Annotated in this window: 18 protein-coding genes and 2 pseudogenes; 10 read left to right on the top strand and 10 right to left on the bottom strand. The window is 63.1% G+C overall.

Translation table 11 applies throughout. The features are described 5' to 3' along the window. Positions 1–33: 33 nt before the first annotated feature. The 5 genes from ACTJKT_RS07630 to fabB all read left to right on the top strand — a co-directional run bounded on the left by ACTJKT_RS07630 (position 34) and on the right by fabB (position 6,982). Complete coding sequence (locus ACTJKT_RS07630; protein WP_440786671.1) at positions 34–2,157, top strand: TonB-dependent receptor plug domain-containing protein; 2,124 nt, start codon at positions 34–36, stop codon at positions 2,155–2,157. A 1-nt stretch (position 2,158) separates the two neighbouring features. Next, entirely contained in the window at positions 2,159–3,088 is a 930-nt protein-coding gene (locus ACTJKT_RS07625; protein ID WP_440786670.1) for an ABC transporter substrate-binding protein, read from the top strand. Continuing rightward, complete coding sequence (locus ACTJKT_RS07620; protein ID WP_097302559.1) at positions 3,085–4,986, top strand: ATP-binding protein; 1,902 nt, start codon at positions 3,085–3,087, stop codon at positions 4,984–4,986. Before ACTJKT_RS07625 ends, ACTJKT_RS07620 begins: the two co-directional genes overlap by 4 nt. Before the next feature lie 248 nt (positions 4,987–5,234). After that, positions 5,235–5,750, top strand: a complete 516-nt coding sequence (gene fabA, locus ACTJKT_RS07615) for a 3-hydroxyacyl-[acyl-carrier-protein] dehydratase FabA (protein ID WP_007931558.1) — start codon at positions 5,235–5,237, stop codon at positions 5,748–5,750. Between the two features lie 11 nt (positions 5,751–5,761). Then, entirely contained in the window at positions 5,762–6,982 is a 1,221-nt protein-coding gene (fabB, locus tag ACTJKT_RS07610; RefSeq protein ID WP_440786669.1) for a beta-ketoacyl-ACP synthase I, read from the top strand. 78 nt (positions 6,983–7,060) lie between these two features. Here the strand turns inward: fabB and ACTJKT_RS07605 are convergent. From ACTJKT_RS07605 to ACTJKT_RS07595, 3 genes and pseudogenes are all read right to left on the bottom strand, one after another. Then, positions 7,061–7,657: pseudogene (locus ACTJKT_RS07605) on the bottom strand (methyl-accepting chemotaxis protein); the annotation flags it as partial. A gap of 258 nt (positions 7,658–7,915) precedes the next feature. Next, positions 7,916–8,623 (bottom strand): annotated as a pseudogene (locus ACTJKT_RS07600) (MCP four helix bundle domain-containing protein); the annotation flags it as partial. 200 nt (positions 8,624–8,823) lie between these two features. Continuing rightward, positions 8,824–9,288, bottom strand: coding sequence for a DUF3859 domain-containing protein (locus ACTJKT_RS07595; RefSeq protein WP_440786668.1), 465 nt, complete (start codon positions 9,286–9,288; stop codon positions 8,824–8,826). 212 nt (positions 9,289–9,500) lie between these two features. Between ACTJKT_RS07595 and ACTJKT_RS07590 the strand changes: the two genes are divergently transcribed. The 4 genes from ACTJKT_RS07590 (at position 9,501) to ACTJKT_RS07575 (ending at position 13,597) form a co-directional block, all read left to right on the top strand. Next, entirely contained in the window at positions 9,501–9,917 is a 417-nt protein-coding gene (locus ACTJKT_RS07590; protein ID WP_007931549.1) for an OsmC family protein, read from the top strand. A 62-nt stretch (positions 9,918–9,979) separates the two neighbouring features. Beyond that, on the top strand, positions 9,980–10,867 hold the full coding sequence (locus ACTJKT_RS07585) for a pirin family protein (RefSeq protein WP_440786667.1): 888 nt from the start codon (positions 9,980–9,982) through the stop codon (positions 10,865–10,867). A 178-nt stretch (positions 10,868–11,045) separates the two neighbouring features. Further along, entirely contained in the window at positions 11,046–12,422 is a 1,377-nt protein-coding gene (locus ACTJKT_RS07580) for a pyridoxal-phosphate dependent enzyme (RefSeq protein ID WP_440786666.1), read from the top strand. Beyond that, positions 12,419–13,597 (top strand): trans-sulfuration enzyme family protein, encoded by a 1,179-nt coding sequence (locus tag ACTJKT_RS07575; RefSeq protein ID WP_226305005.1) that lies wholly within the window; start codon positions 12,419–12,421, stop codon positions 13,595–13,597. Before ACTJKT_RS07580 ends, ACTJKT_RS07575 begins: the two co-directional genes overlap by 4 nt. 93 nt (positions 13,598–13,690) lie before the next feature. On the opposite strand, the gene ACTJKT_RS07570 is transcribed toward ACTJKT_RS07575, so the two are convergent. The 4 genes from ACTJKT_RS07570 to ACTJKT_RS07555 form a co-directional block, all read right to left on the bottom strand. Beyond that, complete coding sequence (locus ACTJKT_RS07570; protein ID WP_440786665.1) at positions 13,691–14,419, bottom strand: dienelactone hydrolase family protein; 729 nt, start codon at positions 14,417–14,419, stop codon at positions 13,691–13,693. Between the two features lie 67 nt (positions 14,420–14,486). Continuing rightward, positions 14,487–16,391: a molecular chaperone HtpG gene (htpG, locus tag ACTJKT_RS07565; protein WP_025805268.1), complete on the bottom strand. Its 1,905-nt coding sequence runs from the start codon at positions 16,389–16,391 to the stop codon at positions 14,487–14,489. Positions 16,392–16,479: 88 nt separating this feature from the next. Continuing rightward, positions 16,480–16,932 carry a PaaI family thioesterase gene (locus tag ACTJKT_RS07560; RefSeq protein ID WP_440786664.1) on the bottom strand — a complete coding sequence of 151 codons (453 nt, stop codon included), beginning with the start codon at positions 16,930–16,932 and terminating at the stop codon, positions 16,480–16,482. Next, positions 16,929–17,405, bottom strand: a complete 477-nt coding sequence (locus ACTJKT_RS07555) for a PaaI family thioesterase (protein WP_440786663.1) — start codon at positions 17,403–17,405, stop codon at positions 16,929–16,931. The genes ACTJKT_RS07560 and ACTJKT_RS07555 overlap by 4 nt, the downstream gene beginning before the upstream one ends. Positions 17,406–17,563: 158 nt before the next feature. Here ACTJKT_RS07555 and ACTJKT_RS07550 point away from each other — a divergent pair, with 158 nt between their 5' ends. After that, positions 17,564–17,815 carry a hypothetical protein gene (locus ACTJKT_RS07550; protein WP_009047772.1) on the top strand — a complete coding sequence of 84 codons (252 nt, stop codon included), beginning with the start codon at positions 17,564–17,566 and terminating at the stop codon, positions 17,813–17,815. Positions 17,816–17,880: 65 nt separating this feature from the next. On the opposite strand, the gene ACTJKT_RS07545 is transcribed toward ACTJKT_RS07550, so the two are convergent. The 3 genes from ACTJKT_RS07545 to brnQ all read right to left on the bottom strand — a co-directional run bounded on the left by ACTJKT_RS07545 (position 17,881) and on the right by brnQ (position 20,507). Further along, positions 17,881–18,282: an MAPEG family protein gene (locus tag ACTJKT_RS07545; protein WP_053278014.1), complete on the bottom strand. Its 402-nt coding sequence runs from the start codon at positions 18,280–18,282 to the stop codon at positions 17,881–17,883. Further along, positions 18,282–19,019: a DUF599 domain-containing protein gene (locus ACTJKT_RS07540; protein ID WP_025805264.1), complete on the bottom strand. Its 738-nt coding sequence runs from the start codon at positions 19,017–19,019 to the stop codon at positions 18,282–18,284. The genes ACTJKT_RS07545 and ACTJKT_RS07540 overlap by 1 nt, the downstream gene beginning before the upstream one ends. A gap of 174 nt (positions 19,020–19,193) precedes the next feature. Next, positions 19,194–20,507, bottom strand: coding sequence for a branched-chain amino acid transport system II carrier protein (gene brnQ, locus ACTJKT_RS07535; RefSeq protein WP_025805263.1), 1,314 nt, complete (start codon positions 20,505–20,507; stop codon positions 19,194–19,196). Positions 20,508–20,746: the final 239 nt, after the last annotated feature.

Below are 20,746 nucleotides of genomic sequence, written 5' to 3'. Positions count from 1 at the left end.
TGCGCGGCAATTATCCGTTATCAAGGCTGTGCCGTGTATCCTGGCCCTCCCCTCTCCCGCCCATCCCTGTTGCTGGCGCTGCTTTGCAGCACCCCGGCGCTGGCCGACGATCTGTTCCTGGACAGCCAGCCGCTGCCGGAAATCCTCACCGCCACCCGTCTGAAACAGTCCCCCGCGGCCGTTCCCGGCAGCATGACCGTGCTCGACAGCGAACTGATCAACGCCAGCGGCGCCCGCGACATCAGCGAACTGCTGCGCCTGGTGCCGGGGATGATGGTCGGCAATATCAATGGCAACCAGGCCGCGGTGAACTATCACGGCACCAATGCCAGCGAAGCGCGGCGCATGCAGGTGCTGATCGACGGGCGCTCGGTGTACCGGGCGGGCCTGGCCACCGTGGACTGGAGCGACATCCCGGTGGCCATGGAGGACATCGAGCGCATCGAGGTGTTCCGCGGCCCCAATACCGTCAGTTACGGCGCCAACGCGCTGATGGCGGTGATCAACATCATCACCCGCTCGCCCGCCAACAGCCACGGCACGCGGGTCAAAGTCACCCGCGGCCAGCGCGGCATCAGCGACTGGTACGCCAGCCAGGGCACCGGCTGGGACACCGGCGACCTGCGCCTTTCGCTGTCCGGGCAGGAAGACGACGGCTTCGACAGCGATCGCAACGGCGCCGACTACCGCGACAGCCGGCGCTTGAACCGCTTCAGCCTGTCGGTCAGCCAGATGCTCAACGAGCAACAGAGCATCGACTGGCAGCTCAGCGCCAAGGAAGGCAGCAACCAGCGCCCCTATACCTACCGCCCGGTGTTCTCCGGTATCACCTCGGCCGGCTACAACTCCGACGTGATCGCCAAGGACTATGCCGGCTCGCTGCGCTGGAACCTGGACATCAACCCGGACCACAGCCTTTATATACAAGGCTCGGCCCAGCATTGGGACCGCCAGCAGAACTGGCGCGCCTGTGACGCCGAAGTGTCGTTCAGCCCGGAACTGACCCGCCTCTGGCAGCTCAACCCGAACTACGCCGAACTGCTGGCCCGACACATGGACAATTTCACCGGCTCCGGCGCCCCTCCGGGCACCGCGGCCGAACAAGCCCTGGCGAACCAGGTGTTGACCCAATGGAAGGACGGCGCCAAGCGCACGGTCTGCGGGGACATCGACCAGAGCGCCCGCGAATCGCGCTACGACCTCGAACTGCAGGACACCCTGAGCCTGTCCGACGGCGTGCGCCTGGTCAGCGGCCTGAACTATCGCTACGACCGCGCCGACTCGGAAACCTACTTCAACGGCACCCTCGACGACAGCACCTGGCGCGCCTTCGGCCAGCTGGAATGGCGCGCCACCGAGCACTGGCTGCTGCAGGGCGGCGCCATGTTCGAGGACTCGCAGCTGAGCGGCAGCTCGCTGACCCCGCGGGTGGCGGTCAACTACCTGATCAACCCGCGCCACGGCCTGCGGGCGGTGTATTCGGAAGCGATCCGCTCGCCGGACATGTTCGAGAACAACGTCAACTGGAGCTACCGGGTCACCAAGCTGAGCCCGACCGCCTACGGCCAGCCCAGCGCCCAGTACTTCGTCAAGACCCGCGGCCCGGGCAACCTCGACCAGGAACGCATGCGTTCACGGGAGCTGGGCTACAACGGCTTTTTCGCCGATCTCGGGCTGAACCTCGATGTGAAGCTGTTCTACGACGAAATCAGCGGGATGATCAGCGAGCCGCTGCGCAACAACCAGTACATCGCCAGCAACAGCAACAACTCACGCTTCGCCGGCACTGAAACCCAGCTGGACTGGCGCCTGAACCCGGCGGACCGGCTGCGCCTGACGTACGCCTATGTCGACGCCGAGGCCAGCAACCCGCTGGACGAGCAATTGACCGCGCGCCACAGTGGCTCGGCGGGCTGGTTGCGCGACTGGGGCCAGGGCTGGTCCAGCGCGCTCTTCTATTATGGTTCCAGCGCGCTCAACAGTTACCGCTTCGAACGGGTCGATACCCGCGTCGCCAAGCGTATCCCCCTGGGCAAGGGCAGCCTGGAGCTGGCCGGCGTGCTTCAGCAACGGCTCGACGATGAGCCCACTACCTTTGTCGACAACAACTATGACTCGCACCACGTCCTCTACTTCAGTGCGGAGTTGACGTTCTAGCATGAGCCACCGTCAGTCAGGGATGACGCCTGCCTTGAACCGTTTCCGGGTTCGCCTGCTGCTGTTCTGTTGCCTCTGGGGTGCATTCCCCGCATGGGCGGCCCAGGTGTTGCTGACCGGCGCCGAAGACAGCGCCGGCGTGCAGGCCTTTGCCCAGGCACTGGCGCAACAGCGGCCCCAGGACGACGTGCGCTTCGAACCCCTGGCCAACCTGCCTGCCCCCGGTCAATTGCCAGCAGGCACCCGATTGATCCTGCTCGACCCGGCCAGCCTCGAATGGCGCCAGCAGGAGGCCCAGGGCCCGGCCACGCTGGTGCTGCGCATCGGCCGGATCCAGGCCCAACAGCGTCTGGGGGCAACCTCATCGCCCCGGCTGAGCCTGCTATGGAGCGACCCGCCGCTGGCTCGGCAATTGCGACTGATCCGCAAGATCCTCCCCCAGGCCCGGCGGATCGGCGTGCTCTACGGCGCCGACAGCGAGTTCCTGCTCAAGGAACTGCACCAGGCCGCCCATCCCCTGGGGCTGGAGATCGTCGCCGAGCGCTGGGACGACACCAATGACAGCCGTCCGCTGCAAAGCCTGCTGAAAAGCAGCGACGTCCTGCTGGGGCTGGACGACCCGCGGCTGTACAACCCGAAAACCGCGAAGAATCTGTTATTGAGCAGCTATGCCCGGCAGCTGGCGCTGATCGGCCCCAATGCCGGCTTCGTCAAGGCCGGCAGCCTGGCCAGCACCTACAGCGACCAGGAAGACTGGCTGCAGGTGCTCGACGATTTGCTGGACCGGCCCACGACCCACTGGCCGCGTACCCTGTATCCGCAACCGTTCAAGGTGTTGAGCAACCCGCAAGTGGCACGTTCCCTGGGTGTCGAACCGATTGACGAGCAATCGGTGGCGACCCAGCTGGCCGAAGGAGAAAAACGCCCATGACCTTCCGTCGCCGTTGGGACATCAGTACCCGCACCCAGATCATCTGCCTCGGCCCGGCGCTGCTGCTGACCCTGCTGCTGATCAGCTTCTTTACCTTCGTGCGGATCCAGGATCTGCGCCAGGAGCTGAACCACACCGGCCAGTTGATCGCCAACCAGTTGGCTCCGGCCACCGAGTACGGGGTGATTTCGGGCAACAGCGAAGGCCTGGAAAGCCTGCTCAAGGCCACCCTGTCCACGCCCCATGTGCGCTTTCTCGAAGTCCAGGACAGCCGCAACAAGATCCTGGTGTACGTCGAGCAGCCTTCGGAAACCCACAACCGCTCGCAGCAGGTGGAAGTGTTCCAGGCCCCGGTGCGCCTGCAACGCATCCAGCTCAACAACGATTTCTTCCAGGACGACCCGGGCGCCAGCACTACCCCCAACGCGGACTACCTGGGGCGGGTGATCGTCGGCATGTCCAACGACGCCTTCAGCCAGCGCCAGCAGGAGATCCTGTTCAAGGCCGGCATCCTCGCGCTGTTCGCCCTGCTGTTCACCTTCCTTCTGGCCCGCCGCCTGGCGGCCAGCCTGTCGCAGCCGATCAGCGCCATGGGCACCGCGGTCAAGGCCATTCAACAGGGTGACTTCAAGACTCCGCTGCCGATCGTCGACGATGCCGAGCTGGGCGATCTTTCGCGGCATATCAACAACCTCGCCGCCGGCCTCGAACAGGCCAGCCGCGAACAGCACCAGGCCATGGCCCAGTTGATCCAGACCCGCGAAGAAGCGGAGCGGGCCAACAACGCCAAGTCGGACTTCCTGGCGATGATGAGCCACGAACTGCGCACGCCCATGAACGGTGTGCTGGGCATGCTGCAACTGCTCGAAACCACGGAAATGACCGATGAGCAGCACGAATACGCGGCGCTGGCGTCCGAGTCCACCGAGCACCTGCTCAAGGTGATCAACGACATCCTCGACTTCTCGCGCATCGAGCGCTCGGCCCTGGAGCTGGAGCACATCCCGTTCAACCTCGCCGAACTCATCGGCAGCTCGGCCCAGGCCTTCCAGCACAGTGCCGCGCAGCGCGGGCTGGACCTGCAGCTGCGGCTGCCGCCCGGCATGGAGTCGCTGCAAGTCAAGGGCGACCCGACGCGCATCCGGCAGATCCTGGTGAACCTGATCGGCAACGCCTTGAAGTTCACCGAACAAGGCAGCGTCACCATCGAGCCGCAATGGCAGGCCCTGGACCACGAGCTGCTGTGGTTCACCTGTACCGTGCGCGACAGCGGGATCGGCATCAGCCCGCAAAGCCTGGAACTGATGTTCAACGCCTTCCAGCAGGCCGACAGTTCGATTTCCCGGCGCTACGGCGGCACCGGCCTGGGGCTGCCGATCGCCCGCACCCTGGCCGAACGCATGGGCGGCACCCTGCGCGCCCAGAGCGAGGAAGGCCGCGGCTCGGTGTTCACCCTGGAGATCCCGCTGGCGCTCTACCAGCAAAGCCTGCCGGTGCTGGCGCCGCGGGTGCACAGCGGGCATGCCCATGGCGAAGGACGCAATGTGCTGCTGGTGGAGGACAACCCGGTCAACCAGACCGTGATCCAGGCCATGCTGCGCAGCCTGGGCTTCACGGTCAGCATCGCCACCGACGGCGCCCAGGCCATTCGCAGCGCCGAAAGCCTGATCTTCGAGGCGATCCTGATGGATTGCCGGCTGCCGCTGATCGACGGTTACGAGGCCACCCGGCAGATCCGCCAACTGCCCGGATGCGCCGATCTGCCGATCATCGCCTTGACCGCCAACGCCTTGCAGGGCGACCGCGAAGCCTGTCTGTCGGCGGGCATGAACGATTACCTGGCCAAGCCGTTCAAACGCACGGATCTGCAGCAAATTCTCCAACGTTGGGTGCAGTAGCGGCCATTTATCGACCATCTGCGACTGGCGTGAAGGGCGAAAGTGCGGCAGTCTTAGGCACCCGAACAGGCCCCTCACAGGGCCTGTATAATAATTTCAGTGCACAAGTGTACATTCATGTCCCTTGTGCTGTGACTTTCACCACAACGCAATAGTCTATGAGTAGGCTGCCGGCTCGAGGCATGAACGCTTCGATCGGCCGGGAAGATTTGCCCCACCCTGCCGCATGGGACTATTGAGGAGCTCGCATGACCAAACAAAACGCCTTTACTCGGGAAGATCTGCTGCGCTGCAGTCGCGGTGAGCTGTTCGGCCCAGGTAACGCGCAACTGCCCGCCCCGAACATGCTGATGGTGGATCGCATCACTCACATCAGCCAAGAGGGTGGCAAGTACGGCAAAGGTGAATTGGTCGCCGAGCTGGATATCACCCCTGACCTGTGGTTCTTCGCCTGCCACTTCGAAGGCGATCCGGTGATGCCGGGCTGCCTGGGCCTCGACGCCATGTGGCAACTGGTCGGCTTCTTCCTGGGCTGGCAAGGCCTGCCGGGCCGCGGTCGCGCCCTGGGGTCGGGCGAAGTGAAGTTCTTTGGTCAGGTGCTGCCGACCGCCAAGAAAGTCACCTATAACATTCATATCAAGCGCGTCCTCAAGGGCAAGCTGAACATGGCCATCGCCGATGGCTCGGTCAGCGTCGACGGCCGCGAAATCTACACCGCCGAAGGCCTCCGGGTCGGCGTTTTCACCTCCACTGACAACTTCTAAGGGTTATCCGCATGCGCCGCGTCGTTATCACTGGTCTGGGCATCGTTTCGTGCCTGGGCAATGACAAAGAGACCGTCTCCGCTAACCTGCGTGCAAGTCGCCCTGGCATCCGCTTCAACCCGGAATATGCCGAAATGGGTCTGCGTAGCCAGGTTTCCGGCTCCATTGACCTCAACCTCGAAGAGCTGATCGATCGCAAGATCTATCGCTTCGTCGGCCACGCGGCGGCTTACGCCTACCTGGCCATGAAAGACGCCATCGCCGACTCCGGCCTGACCGAAGAGCAGGTTTCCAACCCGCGTACCGGCCTGATCGCCGGCTCCGGCGGCGCCTCGACCCTGAACCAGATGGAAGCGCTGGACATCCTGCGCGAGAAAGGCGTCAAACGCGTCGGCCCATACCGTGTAACACGGACCATGAGCAGCACCGTTTCCGCCTGCCTGGCCACTCCGTTCAAGATCAAGGGCCTGAACTACTCCATCGCTTCCGCCTGCGCCACCAGTGCTCACTGCATCGGTACCGCCATGGAACAGATCCAGATGGGCAAGCAGGACATCGTGTTCGCCGGCGGCGGTGAAGAAGAACACTGGAGCCAGTCGTTCCTGTTCGACGCCATGGGCGCCCTGTCCAGCCAGTACAACGAAACCCCGGACAAGGCTTCCCGTGCCTACGACGCCAAGCGTGACGGTTTCGTCATCGCCGGCGGTGGCGGCATGGTGGTGGTCGAGGAGCTGGAACACGCTCTGGCCCGTGGCGCGAAGATCTACGCCGAAATCGTTGGCTACGGCGCGACGTCCGACGGCTACGACATGGTGGCACCAAGCGGCGAAGGCGCAATCCGTTGCATGCAGATGGCCATGTCCACCGTCGACGCACCGATCGACTACCTGAACACCCACGGCACCTCGACTCCGGTCGGCGACGTCGCGGAAATGAAAGGCGTGCGTGAAGTGTTCGGCGACAAGGCCCCGGCCATCAGCTCCACCAAGAGCCTGTCGGGTCACTCCCTGGGCGCCGCCGGCGTTCACGAAGCGATCTACTGCCTGCTGATGATGGAAGGCAACTTCATGGCCGGTTCCGCCAACATCGAAGAGCTGGATCCGGAAGTGGCCGACATGCCGATCCTGACCAAGACTCGCGAAGACGCCACCATCAACACCGTGATGAGCAACAGCTTCGGCTTCGGCGGCACCAACGCCACCCTGGTCCTGAAGCGCTGGCAGGGCCAGTAAGCCCCGCCGCTTCGCTACATGAAAAACGCCCCGACTGGTTCGGGGCGTTTTTTATTGGGCGATTGTTTTCCGAAGCCCTTACACCGAGAACCGCGCCACCAGGGTGTTCAGGTCCACCGCCAGTCGCGACAGCTCCTGGCTCGCGGCGCTGGTCTGGTTGGCCCCGGCCGAGGTCTGCATGGCCAGGTCGCGGATGTTCATCAGGTTGCGGTCCACTTCCCTGGCCACCGCAGCCTGCTCCTCCGAGGCGCTGGCGATCACTGTGTTGCGCTCGTTGATCAGGGTGATAGCCCCGGCGATTTCCTCCAGCGCCGCCCCCGCCGCCTTGGCCAGCTCCAGGGTCGAACGGGCCCGGCTGTTGCTCTGCTGCATGGAGCTGACAGCCTGGTCGGTGCCCTGCTGAATGCCGCCGATCATCTGCTCGATCTCCTGGGTCGATTGCTGGGTGCGATGAGCCAGCGCCCGTACCTCGTCCGCCACCACCGCGAACCCGCGGCCGGCATCTCCGGCCCGCGCCGCCTCGATGGCCGCATTCAGGGCCAGCAGGTTGGTCTGCTCGGCCACCGAGCGAATCACATCCAGCACCTTGCTGATGCCATAGACCTTCTGCGCCAGCTCTTCGACCTGGGAGGCGTTGGCGGTCACGTCGTCGGCCAGGGACTCGATGGACTGCACCGTCTGCCGCACCTGCTCGCGCCCATGCTGGGCAATCAGGTCGGACTGGCGGGAGGCTTCGGACGTCGCCACGGCATTGCTGGCCACCTCCTCCACCGCGGCGGTCATCTGGTTCACCGCCGTCGCCGCCTGCTCGATTTCCTGGCTCTGCTGATGCAGGCCGCGGGTGGCGTCCTCGGTCACGCAATTGAGCTCCTCCGAGGCAGAGGCCAGCTGGCTGGAAGAGTCGGCGATGCGCCGGATGGTTTCCCGCAGGCTGTTCTGCATGGCCTTGAGCGCCTGCAGCAGGCGGGCCGGCTCATCCTTGCCGCTGATGCGGATGTCCTCGGTCAGGTCGCCGCCGGCCACCACTTCGGCCACGTTCAGCGACTGCGAGAGCGGCAGCACAATGCTGCGGGTGAGCAACAGGGCCAGGACAATGGTCATCAGTCCGGCCACCACGATCATCACGACCACCCAGACCTTGGCGCTGTTGAACACCGCCCGGGCCAGCTCGGTGGCCAGGTTGGCATTGTTCCGGTTCAGGGCCACCAGTTCGTTGAGGGTGCCCGCCAGGTCATCGGCCAGCTGGCTCATTTCGCCATTGACCACCGCGACCGCATCCTCCACCCGCCCCTGTTGCGACAGCGCCATCACCTGGTTCTGGTGTTCGAGGTAACGTTTCTCGGCGGCTTTGTAGCGATCGAACAGCACGCGCTCTTCCGGCAGCACGATCAGCGCGTTATAGCGCTCCTGGGCCACCTTCATGCCGCTCTTGATCTCATTGAGCTTGCTTTCGTTCTGCGCCAGGGCCTGGGGGCTGCGGTTGAGCAACAAGCGCATGGTCAGCGCGCGGACCCGCAGCAGGTCCTGATTCATTTCGCCCACCGACATCACACTGGGCAGCCAGTTGTTGTCGACCTCGTCGGACTGCGCACGCATGTTCGCCATCTGCAGCAGGGCGAACGCCCCCAGGCCGAACACCATCAATGCCAGCAGACCGAAGCCCAGGCCCGCACGCGGTGCAATGTTGAGACTTCTGATGCTCATTCTCCGGTTCCTTCCAAAAGCGCTGCATTCGCCATGCAGCGGGCTGCTGTTGAAAGTATCGGGTCCCGGAAAATTTGCTTAAGACGAAAACGTGATATCAAAACGCCCAAGCACTCCGATGCCTGGGCGTAAACGATTCAGCGTACGGTAAAACGCTGCTGAACCAACAAACGGTCGCCCTGGAACACCATGAAGCGCCACTCGCCGGGGATCACTTCATGACTCTCGGTGAACTCGTAGGCCATGATGTCCTGCGGCGCGCCCGGTACCAGTTTCTGGGTCACTTCGAGCTTGTCGTGACGCTTGCCATCCGGGGTACGGATGCCCGGCGTGAAATACAGCAGGGTCAGCGGCACATCCTCGACCACCTTGCCGGCCAGCTGATAACGCAGGCCGAACTTGGTGCCCAGCCGCGCAGGCACGATCTCGGTCTGCTCGATGTTTTCGTTGCTGCGCCGCAGCACCCGCTCACCCGACTGCAACGCGGCCTTCGGCCCTTCGAACACACCATATTCCACCGGTCCTTCGACACGGACTTCAGCACTGGCAAGGCCACTGAGCATCATCAGCGCCGCCAATGCGCTTAAACGGGTGAGGTGCATATCGCGCTCCTTGATTGAGATGGCGCGAGCCTATGACGCAGGCATGACAGGCTGATGACAAACCTGCATCGCTACCCTCGCCCCTCGACGGGCAGAGCGCGCCCCAGGCAGCGCGAAGTAGAAAAAGTGGAACGCACAGACAACCTAATGCTCTATAACTGCACCACCTTTCAACCGCTGTTCCGACTGCTCACTACTGCCCGAGGTCCGTCATGACTATCACCGTCAACACCGAATCCAGCGAAGGTTTCCGCCACAGCATCCAGATCGATGACCACCAATTGTTCGCCGACCTGCCCAAGACCCTGGGTGGCGAAGGTTCCGCGCCGGAGCCCCACGACTTTTTCGATGCGGCCCTGGGCGCCTGCAAGGCCCTGACCCTCAAGCTGTACGCGCAGAAAAAAGAGATTCCGCTCACGGGCGTCACGGTCGAGGTCAAGCACGACAACAGCCAGGAGCAGAAAGGCAAATACGCGCTGCACGTCAAGCTGACCCTCAAAGGCGTACTGACCGACGCCCAGCGTGAAGAACTGCATCGCGTCGCCGACCGCTGCCCGGTGCACAAGCTGATGACCACCGCCGAGGTAAGCATCGAGACCCACCTTTCCGAAGGCGCCTTCAGCCAGTAACGCCATGCTCCGTACACGCGGGTTATGCTTGCGGGCATAACCCGATCAGCCTGGAATGCACCATGAACACACCGCTCGTGATCCGTCCTCGTATCGAGGACGTCGAAGGCCAACCCATCCTGCGCCCGCTGCCCTCGGCCCAATGCCGCAGCGTCGGGCCCTTCGTGTTTTTCGATCACATGCTGCAAACCCGCTACCCCGCGGGCAAGGGCATGAATATCCGCCAGCATCCGCATATCGGCCTGTCGACCCTGACCTACCTGTTCCAGGGGCAGATCCAGCACAAGGACAGCCTGGGTTCCGATCAGGTAGTGAACCAGGGGGATGTCAGCTGGATGACCGCCGGCAGCGCCATCGCCCATGTCGAGCGCACCCCAAAGGCGCTGATCGACAGCGACTTCAGCATGCATGGCCTGCAAGTCTGGCTGGCCTCCCCCAAGGCCCATGAACAAGGCCCGGGGCACTACAGCCACCACCCGGCCGCGACCCTGCCGGTCAGCGACAACCTTGGGGTCAAGATCCGCATGATCGCCGGCAGCGGTTTCTGCCTGGAGTCGCCGGTCCCGGTGCTCTCGCCGACCCTGTATGCCGAACTGCAGCTGCAGACCGCGACCACCCTGCTGATCCCCGCCGAACACGAGGAGCGCGCCCTGTACGTGCTCGAAGGCGACGCCCAGCTGGACGGCGAGCCCGTCGAGCCCCATGCGCTGGTGATCCTGCCGGCCGGAACCACCCCCACCCTGTTCGCCGACAGCGACTGCCATGCCGTGCTGTTCGGCGGTGCGCCGCTGGATGGTCCACGACGGATCAACTGGAACTTCGTCTCCAGCGACCCGGCCCGTATCGATGAAGCCCGCCAACGCTGGGCCGCCGGCGACTGGCCGACGGTCCCGGGAGAAAGCGAACGAATCGAACTGCCCAAAGGCAAAGGCTCGCCGTCACCCCTGTAGCGGCGGGCGTGCGGCGGCTCGGAACTGGCCAGACACCGGCCAGTCTCCACCGCCGCCAGGTTGCGGGTAGCCGGATCCCGGCCTATGGTCCAAGCGATGCATTGCCTGCGACCACCGCGCGATGATTCGCCGTGGGTCGCTGTCCATCCAGCGCAGCTTTGCGCAGCGAGGTGACAACATGCCAAACGATTCCCGTCCTGCCGTGCTCGAACTGATCGGCAACACGCCGCTGGTGCGTGTCAGCCGTTTCGATACCGGCCCCTGTACGCTGTTTCTCAAGCTTGAATCGCAAAACCCCGGAGGTTCGATCAAGGACCGCATCGGCCTGGCGATGATCGACGCCGCCGAGCGCGACGGTCGCCTGCGACCCGGCGGCACCATAGTCGAGGCCACCGCCGGCAACACTGGCCTGGGCCTGGCCCTGGTCGGCCGCGCCAAGGGCTACCGGGTGGTCCTGGTGGTGCCGGACAAGATGTCCACCGAGAAGGTCCTGCACCTCAAGGCGATGGGCGCCGAAGTGCACATCACCCGCTCCGATGTCGGCAAGGGCCACCCTGACTACTACCAGGACATGGCCGCGCGGCTGACCAAGGATATTCCCGACGCCTTCTTCGCCGATCAGTTCAACAATCCGGCCAACCCGCTGGCCCACGAATGCAGCACCGCGCCGGAAATCTGGGCCCAGACCCAACATGATGTGGACGCCATAGTGGTCGGCGTCGGCTCCGCCGGTACCCTGACCGGGCTGACCCGTTTCTTCCGCCGGGTGCAGCCGGACCTGGAGATGGTCCTGGCCGACCCGGTGGGCTCGGTGATGGCCGAATACAGCCGCAGCGGCACCCTGGGCACGCCCGGCTCCTGGGCGGTGGAAGGCATCGGCGAAGACTTCATTCCGTCCATTGCCGACCTTTCCAGCGTGCGCAAGGCCTATTCCATCAGCGACGAGGAAAGCTTCGAGCACGCCCGCCAGCTGTTGCGCGCCGAGGGCATTCTCGGCGGCTCTTCCACCGGCACCCTGCTGGCCGCGGCCCTGCGCTACTGCCGCGAGCAGACCGAGCCGAAGCGGGTGGTCAGCTTCGTCTGCGACACCGGCACCCGCTACCTGTCGAAGATCTACAACGACCAATGGATGAACGACCAGGGCCTGCTTGCGCGCAAGCGCTACGGCGACCTGCGCGACCTGATCGCGCGGCGCTTCGAGGACGGCCGGGTGATCAGCGTGGGGCCGGACGACACCCTGCTCACCGCCTTCCAGCGCATGCGCCTGGCCGACGTCTCGCAACTGCCGGTGCTGGTGGACGGGCAGCGGCTGGTCGGGGTGATCGACGAGTCGGACATCCTCCTGGGCGTGCACGAAGACGCTTCGCACTTTCGCCAGACCGTGGCCAGCGCGATGAGCGATCAGCTGGAAACCCTGCCTCCCGGCGCCAGCCTGGCTGAACTGGAGGCGGAACTCGACCGTGGCTTCGTGGCGATCATCGCCGACGCCTCGGGCTTCCACGGCTTGATTACCCGGGTCGACATGCTCAATCACTTACGGAGATCCTTAACATGAGTCAGCAGGATGAAACCGGCGCGCCGCGTGCCTTTGCCACCCGGGTAATCCATGCGGGGCAGACGCCGGACCCTTCCACCGGGGCGCTGATGCCGCCGATCTACGCCAATTCCACCTATGCCCAGCAGAGCCCCGGGGTGCACAAGGGGCTCGACTACGGGCGCTCGCACAACCCCACGCGCTGGGCGCTGGAGCGCTGTGTGGCGGACCTCGAGGGCGGCACCCAGGCCTTCGCCTTCGCCTCCGGGCTGGCAGCGATTTCCAGCGTGCTCGAACTGCTCGACGCCGGCGCGCATATCGTTTCCGGCAATGACCTGTATGGCGGCACCTTCCGCCTGTTCGAACGGGTGCGCCGGCGCAGCGCCGGGCATCGCTTCAGCTTCGTCGACCTGTCCGACCTCTCGGCCTTCGAAGCGGCGCTGCAGGACGATACCCGGATGGTCATGGTCGAGACTCCGAGCAACCCCCTGCTACGCCTCACCGACCTCGCCGCCATCGCGCGCATCTGCCGCGCCCGGGGCATCATCTGCGTCGCCGACAACACCTTTGCCAGCCCGTGGATCCAGCGCCCGCTGGAGCTGGGCTTCGACATAGTGCTGCACTCGACGACCAAGTACCTGAACGGCCACTCCGACGTGATCGGCGGTATCGCAGTGGTCGGACAGAACCCTGACCTGGCCGAGCGCCTGGGCTTCCTGCAGAACGCCGTGGGGGCCATCGCCGGGCCGTTCGACGCCTTCCTCACCCTGCGTGGGGTGAAGACCCTGGCGCTGCGTATGGAGCGCCACTGCAGCAACGCCCTGGAACTGGCGCAATGGCTGGAACGCCAGCCCCAGGTGGCGCGGGTCTACTACCCGGGCCTGCCGTCACACCCGCAGCACGCCCTGGCGCAGCGGCAGATGCGCGGTTTCGGCGGGATGATTTCCCTGGATCTGAACTGCGACCTGGCCGGTGCCAAGCGTTTTCTCGAGAGCGTGCGGATCTTCGCCCTGGCCGAAAGCCTGGGAGGCGTGGAAAGCCTGATCGAGCACCCGGCGATCATGACCCACGCCAGCATTCCCGCGGAAACCCGGGCGCAGCTCGGCATCGGCGATGCCCTGGTGCGTTTGTCGGTTGGGGTCGAGGATGTGGAGGATCTGCGCGCCGACCTGGCCCAGGCGCTGACGCGTATTTGAATAAGTAACAGGCACAAAAAAGCCCGTTTTGCGTACAAGGCGGCTCACTGAGAGCCGCATTGCATCGCCAGGCGGGCTTGTCGTTTCCAGGGCTCAGCCCTTGAACACTTCTTCCAGCAGGTTGTGCATCGAGGTAAAGGCACGGCCCGCGGTCCTGGCGTCGTACATCATCATGCCCGGCACATTGGCGTGCGGATCGGTGAAGGAATGCACCGCGCCGCCGTAGCTCAGCAACTGCCAATCCACGCCCGCGGCGTTCATTTCCGCTTCGAAGGCCGGCAACTGCTCTTTCGGCACCAACGGGTCGGAGGCGCCATGCAGCACCAGTACCGAGCCCTTGATATTCCCCGCGTCGGCCGGGTTCGGCGTATCCAGGGTGCCGTGGAAGGACACCGCGGCTTTCAGCGGCGCACCGCTGCGCGCCAGCTCCAGGGAGCAGCAGCCACCGAAGCAGAAGCCGAAGGTGGCAAGCTTCGCCTTGTCCAACGCAGCTTCCTGCTGGCTTTGCAGCGCCTCGAAGGCTGCCTGCATGCGCTTGCGCAGCAAGGCCCGATCATTCTTCAGCGGCATCATGGCGGCGCCCGCCTCGTCACCATTGCTCGGACAGACCTGTTGCCCGTACAGGTCGGCGATCAGCACCACATAACCCTTGGCGGCCACCGCCTCGGCGATCTTCTCGGCGCCGGCGCTGACCCCCATCCAGTTCGGCGCCATCAACAGCCCCGGGCGCGGCCCTTTGTGGCTGGCATCGAACGCCAGGCGGCTTTCATAGGCTTGACCATCAATCTGGTAGACCAGGGAACGAACAGTGACTTGGCTCATTTCAGACTCCTGATTCAAAAACACCTGAATGAAAAAACCCGCCGAAGCGGGTTTTTATGCAACGCAGTTAAACCGACAGTTCAACCAGCAGCTTGTTCAGGCGGCGCACATAGGCGGCCGGGTCTTTCAAGCTGTCGCCGGCAGCCAGGGCCGCCTGATCGAAGAGGATGTGCGACAGATCGCCGAAGCGCTCGTCGCTCCGCTCGCCGTCGAGTTTCTCGATCAACGGGTGAGCCGGGTTGAATTCGAAGATCGGCTTGGAATCCGGCACCTTCTGCCCGCTGGCCTCGAGGATCTGGCGCATCTGCAGGCCCAGGTCCTGTTCGCCGATCGCCAGGATCGCCGGGGAATCGGTCAGGCGGTGGGAAACCCGCACTTCGCTGACGCTCTCGCCCAGGGCGGTCTTGATCCGCTCCACCAGGCCTTCCTTGCTCTTGGCGACTTCTTCCGCGGCCTTCTTGTCCTCTTCCGAGTCCAGGTTGCCCAGGTCCAGGTCACCACGCGCCACGTCGACAAAGCTCTTGCCGTCGAAGTCGCTCAGGTAGCTCATCAGCCACTCGTCGATGCGGTCGGTCAGCAGCAGCACTTCGATGCCTTTCTTGCGGAAGACTTCCAGGTGCGGGCTGTTCTTGACCTGCGCGTAGGTTTCGCCGGTGAGGTAGTAGATCTTGTCCTGACCTTCCTTGGCGCGCGCCAGGTAGTCGGCCAGGGAAACATTCTGCTCGCCGTCGTCGCCCTGGGTGGAGGCGAAGCGCAGCAGGCCGGCGATCTTTTCCTTGTTGGCGAAGTCTTCGGCCGGGCCTTCTTTCATCACCTGGCCGAAGTTTTTCCAGAAGCCCTTGTATTGCTCAGGCTCGTTCTTCGCCAGTTTTTCCAGCATGTCCAGCACGCGCTTGGTCAGCGCCGACTTCATGGAGTCGATGATCGGGTCTTTCTGCAGGATTTCCCGCGACACGTTCAGCGACAAGTCGTTGGAGTCGACCACGCCCTTGATGAAGCGCAGGTACAGCGGCAGGAAGGATTCTGCCTGGTCCATCACGAACACGCGCTGCACGTACAGTTTCAGGCCTTTCGGCGCTTCACGCTGGTACAGGTCGAATGGCGCACGGGCCGGCACGTAGAGCAGCGAGCTGTATTCCAGCTTGCCTTCGACCTTGTTGTGGCTCCAGCTCAGCGGGTTCTCGAAATCGTGGGCGATGTGCTTGTAGAACTCCTGGTATTCCTCGTCCTTGATCTCGGTACGCGGACGGGTCCACAGGGCACTGGCGCGGTTGACGGTTTCCCATTCCTGCGCAGGCTTCTCCTCGCCTTCGGCGGCAGCAGCCTCTTTCGGCAGCTCGATCGGCAGGGCGATATGGTCGGAGTACTTCTTGATGATGTTGCGCAGGCGCCAGCCATCGGCGAACTCGTCTTCGCCGGACTTCAGGTGCAGGACGATACGGGTACCGCGGTCGGCCTTGTCGATGGTCGCGACTTCGAACTCGCCTTCGCCCTTGGAGGACCAGTGCACGCCTTCGCTGGCGGCGAGGCCGGCACGACGGGTGAAGACATCGACCTTGTCGGCAACGATGAAGGCGGAATAGAAGCCCACGCCGAACTGGCCGATCAGGTGCGAATCCTTCTTCTGGTCGCCCGTGAGGTTTTTCATGAAATCGGCGGTGCCGGACTTGGCGATGGTCCCCAGGTGGGTGATCACATCTTCCCGGCTCATGCCGATGCCGTTGTCTTCGAGGGTGACGGTCTTGGCGTCCTTGTCGAAGCTCACACGGATTTTCAGCTCCGCGCCACCTTCCAGCAACTCAGGCTTGGACAGGGCTTCGAAGCGCAATTTGTCGACAGCGTCAGAGGCGTTCGAGATCAGTTCGCGAAGGAAGATTTCCTTGTTGGAATACAGCGAATGGATCATGAGGTGCAGCAGTTGCTTTACCTCGGTCTGGAAGCCCAGGGTTTCCTTTTGAGTTTCCACACTCATGGTCATCAAACTCCAATCAGATGGCATAAGCCGCGCCCGGAGGGCTTACGGCGGGATGTCCACAGAGTTGGGGGCTATACCTGAGATTTCAAGGGCCTGGACTTTCTTCAAGCTTGAAATGTGCTCGGGCGGTGGCAATCGGCTCCTGCGCGCTGCTCTGCCAGGCGGTGATGGCCACGTTCGCCACCCGCCGGCCCTGGCGGCAGACCTGGCATCTGGCATAGGTATCGCGAAACTGCCCGGCACGCAGGTAGTCGAGGGAGAAGTCGATGATCTTCGGCACGCCGGGCGAGCCGGTACCAATCAACAGATGCAGGGCCGCCGCCAGCTCCATGAAACCGGCGATCACCCCACCGTGCAGGGCCGGCAGCAACGGGTTGCCAATGTTGTCGCGGTTGGCGGGCAGGCGAAACAGCAACTCATCGCCCTGCCGCGAACACTCGATACCGATCAGCCTGGCGTAGGGAATCAGCTGCAGCAGTGCCGCGTAATCGCCTTGCTGGTGGGCTCGCTGCACCTGCTCCTGGAAATCGTCGCTCATGGCTGCTCACCCTTGATGGCGCCGGCAAAACCTTTGCTGCCCTTGATGCCCTTGCCCATGCGCATGAAGGTGCCCACCACATGGGCAACGGGGTGCTCGGGATCGTCCTGATAGGCAAAACCGCGGGTGAAAATCACATCGGTGGTCACCCGATAGCACTGGGCAAAGCCATATACGCTTTTGCCCGGCTCTGCCGGGTGCATGTAATCGACACGCAAATCCAGGGTCGGACAGACTTCGAATTCCGGCAGGACGCACAAAGTGGCCATGCCGCAGGCGGTGTCCATCAACGAGGTCAGCGCGCCACCGTGGATCACTCCAGTCTGTGGGTTGCCGACTATCTGCGGGCTGTAAGGCAGCATCAGGGTGATGCCGTCTTGTGAAGCGCTGTGCACGCTCATTGCCAATACCTGGCAATGGCGCAGCGCCGACAGAAACCGCGTCGCCCGCTCAAAAACAGGGTTTTGCTCCATAAGGCAATTCTCTAGTTGGTGTCAAAACCGCTCAGTTAAGGAGACCGGTAAAAGTTCCATATTGCTGGCACTTTATATATCTTTAACTTTCAAGGAACTTAACCTGTAGAGCCATGCTCGAAAGGCCAGAAGATATCTTCAATAAGGAGAAACACCCCATGCGTAAGACTTTAGCTATTGCCCTGATGCTGACCGCTTCCCTCGGTCTCGCTGCCTGCGATAAAAAATCCGAGGACAAAGCTCAAGATGCCAACCAACATGCCGAGCAAGCTCAACAGAAACTGAACGAAGCTCAGGATAAAGTGAACGAAGCCGCAAAAGAAACCGTCGATGCAGCCAAAGATCAGGTTGAATCGAGCAAAGCAGCTGTTGAAGAAGCTGCCAAGGAAGCCGCTCCTAAAACCAACTAATCCGGTTTTAGTGCAGCAAAAAGAAAGCCCGCCTAGTGCGGGCTTTACTTTGTCTGGAATAACCTCTAAGCCAACAGGCGGCGAAAAATCGGACTAAGCATCAGCAACATTGAACAGAGCAGACCGATAAACCAGACCAGACTGCGCTGCCAGGCAAGATCCGCCCAATAGCACAGCAGATAGATAACCCGGGTAATGACGAAGACGATCGCCAGGCCGTCGATCAACCAGCCCTGAGTCTGGGTGGTATGGGCCATCAGCACCCCGACCGCGAATAACATGAAGGCTTCGAAACTGTTCTGGTGCGCCGCCACCGCCCGGGCGCCGAACCCGGTGAGTTGCGCCTGTTGCTGGCGTGGCAGGTGATTGTTGTAACCACCCTGCTCTTTCATGGCCCTGGCCACCGGCATCCGTGCCACGTAAATCAGCAGTGCGCTGATAAACACACACCAGAACGCGATACTCATCAGGCAATCTCCTTGTTCACCTCGGGCAATGGCGCCTCTGTAGGGGTATAGACCATCACGTCCAACACGTCGGAATGAAACTCCCGGCGGTACAGCACCAGCACCACGCCCGCGCTCATCAGCATGAACAGCCAGGGGCTGACGAACCAGGCCAGCATGCTCATGCCGAAGTAATAGGAACGCAGGCCGAAGTTGAACTGGTTGGCGGCCATGGAAATCACCCGCGCGGCCCGCATGGCAAAGGCTTTGCGCTCCTGTTCGGAAACATGCCGTTCACCGATCATCGGCGCCGAGCCCACGAGGATGGCGGCGAAGTTGTACTGGCGCATGCACCAGCTGAAGGTGAAGAAGGCATAGACGAACACCAGGGCCAGGCACAGCAGCTTGATCTCCGACATGCCCTGGGAGGCCTGCTGCACCATGGGAATGTCGGCCAGCAGCGACACCGCACGCTCGGAAGCGCCGAGCACAGTGAGGATACCGGCAAGGATAATCAGGGTGCTGGAGGCAAAGAACGAGGCATTGCGCTCCAGGTTGCCGATCACGCTGGCGTCGGCGATACGGTTGTCGCGCAGCAGCATGCGGCGCATCCAGTCTTCCCGGTACAGGTGCAGCACGCTGGCCAGGCACGCGGTGTCGCGGCCCTTCCACGTGGCGTAGCGGGTATAGCCGCCCCAGCAGATGACAAACCAGAGGGCGGCGATGAGATGGATCAGGTTGGCTTCGACGAACGACATGCAGGTTCCCGGATAGGCGTTGGCAGAGTGCGGATACAACTGGCACTGCTTCGACGTTGATCGAGGAAAAAAGACACCATCCGCCGCCCATAAAAAATGCCCCGTATCGCTGGATACGGGGCATTTTTTTGGCTACTCGGTGCCCGCTTGTGACGGGCCCGGGCAGATAGCGGTTTAGGCCAGCGCTTCGCTGCGCTTGCCCAGCAGGCGGTCGCAGACCACCGCGACCACCAGGGTCATGACCGAAGGCACCAGCCACGCCAGGCCCTGCTCGCTCAGCGGCAGGTGCATCAACTGGGTTGGCATCCAGTCCGCCAGGCCGGCGCCCTTGAGGGCGTCGATCAGGCCGAACAGGAAGGACACCAGCATCACCGGACCGACGATGCGGCCTTGCTCATGCCAGAAGTCCTTGCAGAAGCTCAGGGCCACCAGGGCGATGCACGGCGGGTAGATGGCGGTCAGCACCGGGATGGAGAAAGCGATCAGCTTGGTCAGGCCCAGGTTGGACACCAGCAGCGAGAACGCCGCCAGGATGATCACCAGGGTCTTGTACGACAGCGGCAGTACGCGGCTGAAGTACTCGGCGCAGGCACAGGTCAAACCAACCGCGGTCACCAGGCAGGCCAGGGAAATCAGCACGGCCAGGAAGCCGCTGCCCAGGGAGCCGAAGGTGTGTTGCACGTAAGCGTGCAGCACCGCCGCGCCGTTGGTGGCGCCGGCCGCGACTTCGTGGCTGCCCGAACCCAGGCGGAACAGGCTGACATACACCAGCGCCAGGCCGACGCCGGCAATCAGCCCGGCGATGATCGCGTAACGGGTGATCAGGCGTGGCGACTCGACACCGCGGGAACGGATGGCGTTGACGATGACGATGCCGAACACCAACGCGCCCAGGGTATCCATGGTCAGGTAACCATTGATGAAGCCCTGGGAGAACGGCGCCGCGACGTATTCGGGAGTCGCCACACCGATATCACCGGCTGGCAAGGCGAACGCGGCGATGCCCAGTACGGCCAGGGCGATGATCTTCAGCGGCGCGAGGAAACGCCCAACGGTGTCCAGCAGGCGTCCCGGGTAGAGGGAGATGAAGAACACCAGCAGGAAATACGCCGAGCTATAGAGGAACAGCGCCAGCGGGCTTTCGCCGGTCAGCGGCGCCAGGCCCACTTCGAAGGACACGGTCGCGGTCCGCGGCGTCGCGAACAACGGGCCGACCGCCAGGTAGCAGACCGCCGCCAGCAGGCCACCGGCGATTTTGCCGATCGGGCTGCTCAGCGCGTCCATCGCGCCGCCGACCTTGGCCAGGGCCACGACGGTCACCACCGGCAAGCCCACAGCGGTGATCAGAAAGCCCAGCGCCGCGATCCAGACGTTAGGTCCGGACTGCAAGCCGACGATAGGCGGGAAGATGATATTGCCGGCCCCGACGAACAGGGCAAAGGTCATAAAACCCAGTGCCAGAATGTCCTGGCCTTTCAACACTTTCATTAGGGAAATACCACACTACTGAATCGGAATTTAGAGAGGGATTTCCCTTATGGGTGAGGGAAATGCTGTCGGTCCGTATAGGACTGACCCGTTTAGCGCGCAGCTTCCTTGTGGGACGCAGACGCAAAAGAGGCGGCTAGACTACCGAATTTGTAAGACAAACGCACTGTTAGAGGGCGAACTGTCCGATAAGCGACATTTCCGTGTCGCGTTTATATAGATAAATGGCTGTTGGCCAT

The organism is Pseudomonas sp. 22526 (assembly GCF_052044735.1).
GTDB classification, from domain to species: Bacteria; Pseudomonadota; Gammaproteobacteria; order Pseudomonadales; family Pseudomonadaceae; genus Aquipseudomonas; species Aquipseudomonas piscium.
Note: the sequence above shows the minus strand (reverse complement) of the source record. Positions and strands in the feature narration are given on the sequence as shown.

Coding starts and splice junctions, on each gene's coding strand:
- ACTJKT_RS07595 (WP_440786668.1), bottom strand. CDS start 9,288: ATGCACCTCACCCGTTTAAGCGCATTGGCGGCGCTGATGATGCTCAGT.
- ACTJKT_RS07570 (WP_440786665.1), bottom strand. CDS start 14,419: ATGAGCCAAGTCACTGTTCGTTCCCTGGTCTACCAGATTGATGGTCAA.
- ACTJKT_RS07555 (WP_440786663.1), bottom strand. CDS start 17,405: ATGGAGCAAAACCCTGTTTTTGAGCGGGCGACGCGGTTTCTGTCGGCG.
- ACTJKT_RS07575 (WP_226305005.1), top strand. CDS start 12,419: ATGAGTCAGCAGGATGAAACCGGCGCGCCGCGTGCCTTTGCCACCCGG.
- ACTJKT_RS07585 (WP_440786667.1), top strand. CDS start 9,980: ATGAACACACCGCTCGTGATCCGTCCTCGTATCGAGGACGTCGAAGGC.
- ACTJKT_RS07560 (WP_440786664.1), bottom strand. CDS start 16,932: ATGAGCGACGATTTCCAGGAGCAGGTGCAGCGAGCCCACCAGCAAGGC.
- ACTJKT_RS07625 (WP_440786670.1), top strand. CDS start 2,159: ATGAGCCACCGTCAGTCAGGGATGACGCCTGCCTTGAACCGTTTCCGG.
- ACTJKT_RS07580 (WP_440786666.1), top strand. CDS start 11,046: ATGCCAAACGATTCCCGTCCTGCCGTGCTCGAACTGATCGGCAACACG.
- ACTJKT_RS07545 (WP_053278014.1), bottom strand. CDS start 18,282: ATGAGTATCGCGTTCTGGTGTGTGTTTATCAGCGCACTGCTGATTTAC.
- ACTJKT_RS07620 (WP_097302559.1), top strand. CDS start 3,085: ATGACCTTCCGTCGCCGTTGGGACATCAGTACCCGCACCCAGATCATC.
- ACTJKT_RS07540 (WP_025805264.1), bottom strand. CDS start 19,019: ATGTCGTTCGTCGAAGCCAACCTGATCCATCTCATCGCCGCCCTCTGG.
- brnQ (WP_025805263.1), bottom strand. CDS start 20,507: ATGAAAGTGTTGAAAGGCCAGGACATTCTGGCACTGGGTTTTATGACC.
- ACTJKT_RS07590 (WP_007931549.1), top strand. CDS start 9,501: ATGACTATCACCGTCAACACCGAATCCAGCGAAGGTTTCCGCCACAGC.
- htpG (WP_025805268.1), bottom strand. CDS start 16,391: ATGAGTGTGGAAACTCAAAAGGAAACCCTGGGCTTCCAGACCGAGGTA.
- ACTJKT_RS07550 (WP_009047772.1), top strand. CDS start 17,564: ATGCGTAAGACTTTAGCTATTGCCCTGATGCTGACCGCTTCCCTCGGT.
- fabA (WP_007931558.1), top strand. CDS start 5,235: ATGACCAAACAAAACGCCTTTACTCGGGAAGATCTGCTGCGCTGCAGT.
- fabB (WP_440786669.1), top strand. CDS start 5,762: ATGCGCCGCGTCGTTATCACTGGTCTGGGCATCGTTTCGTGCCTGGGC.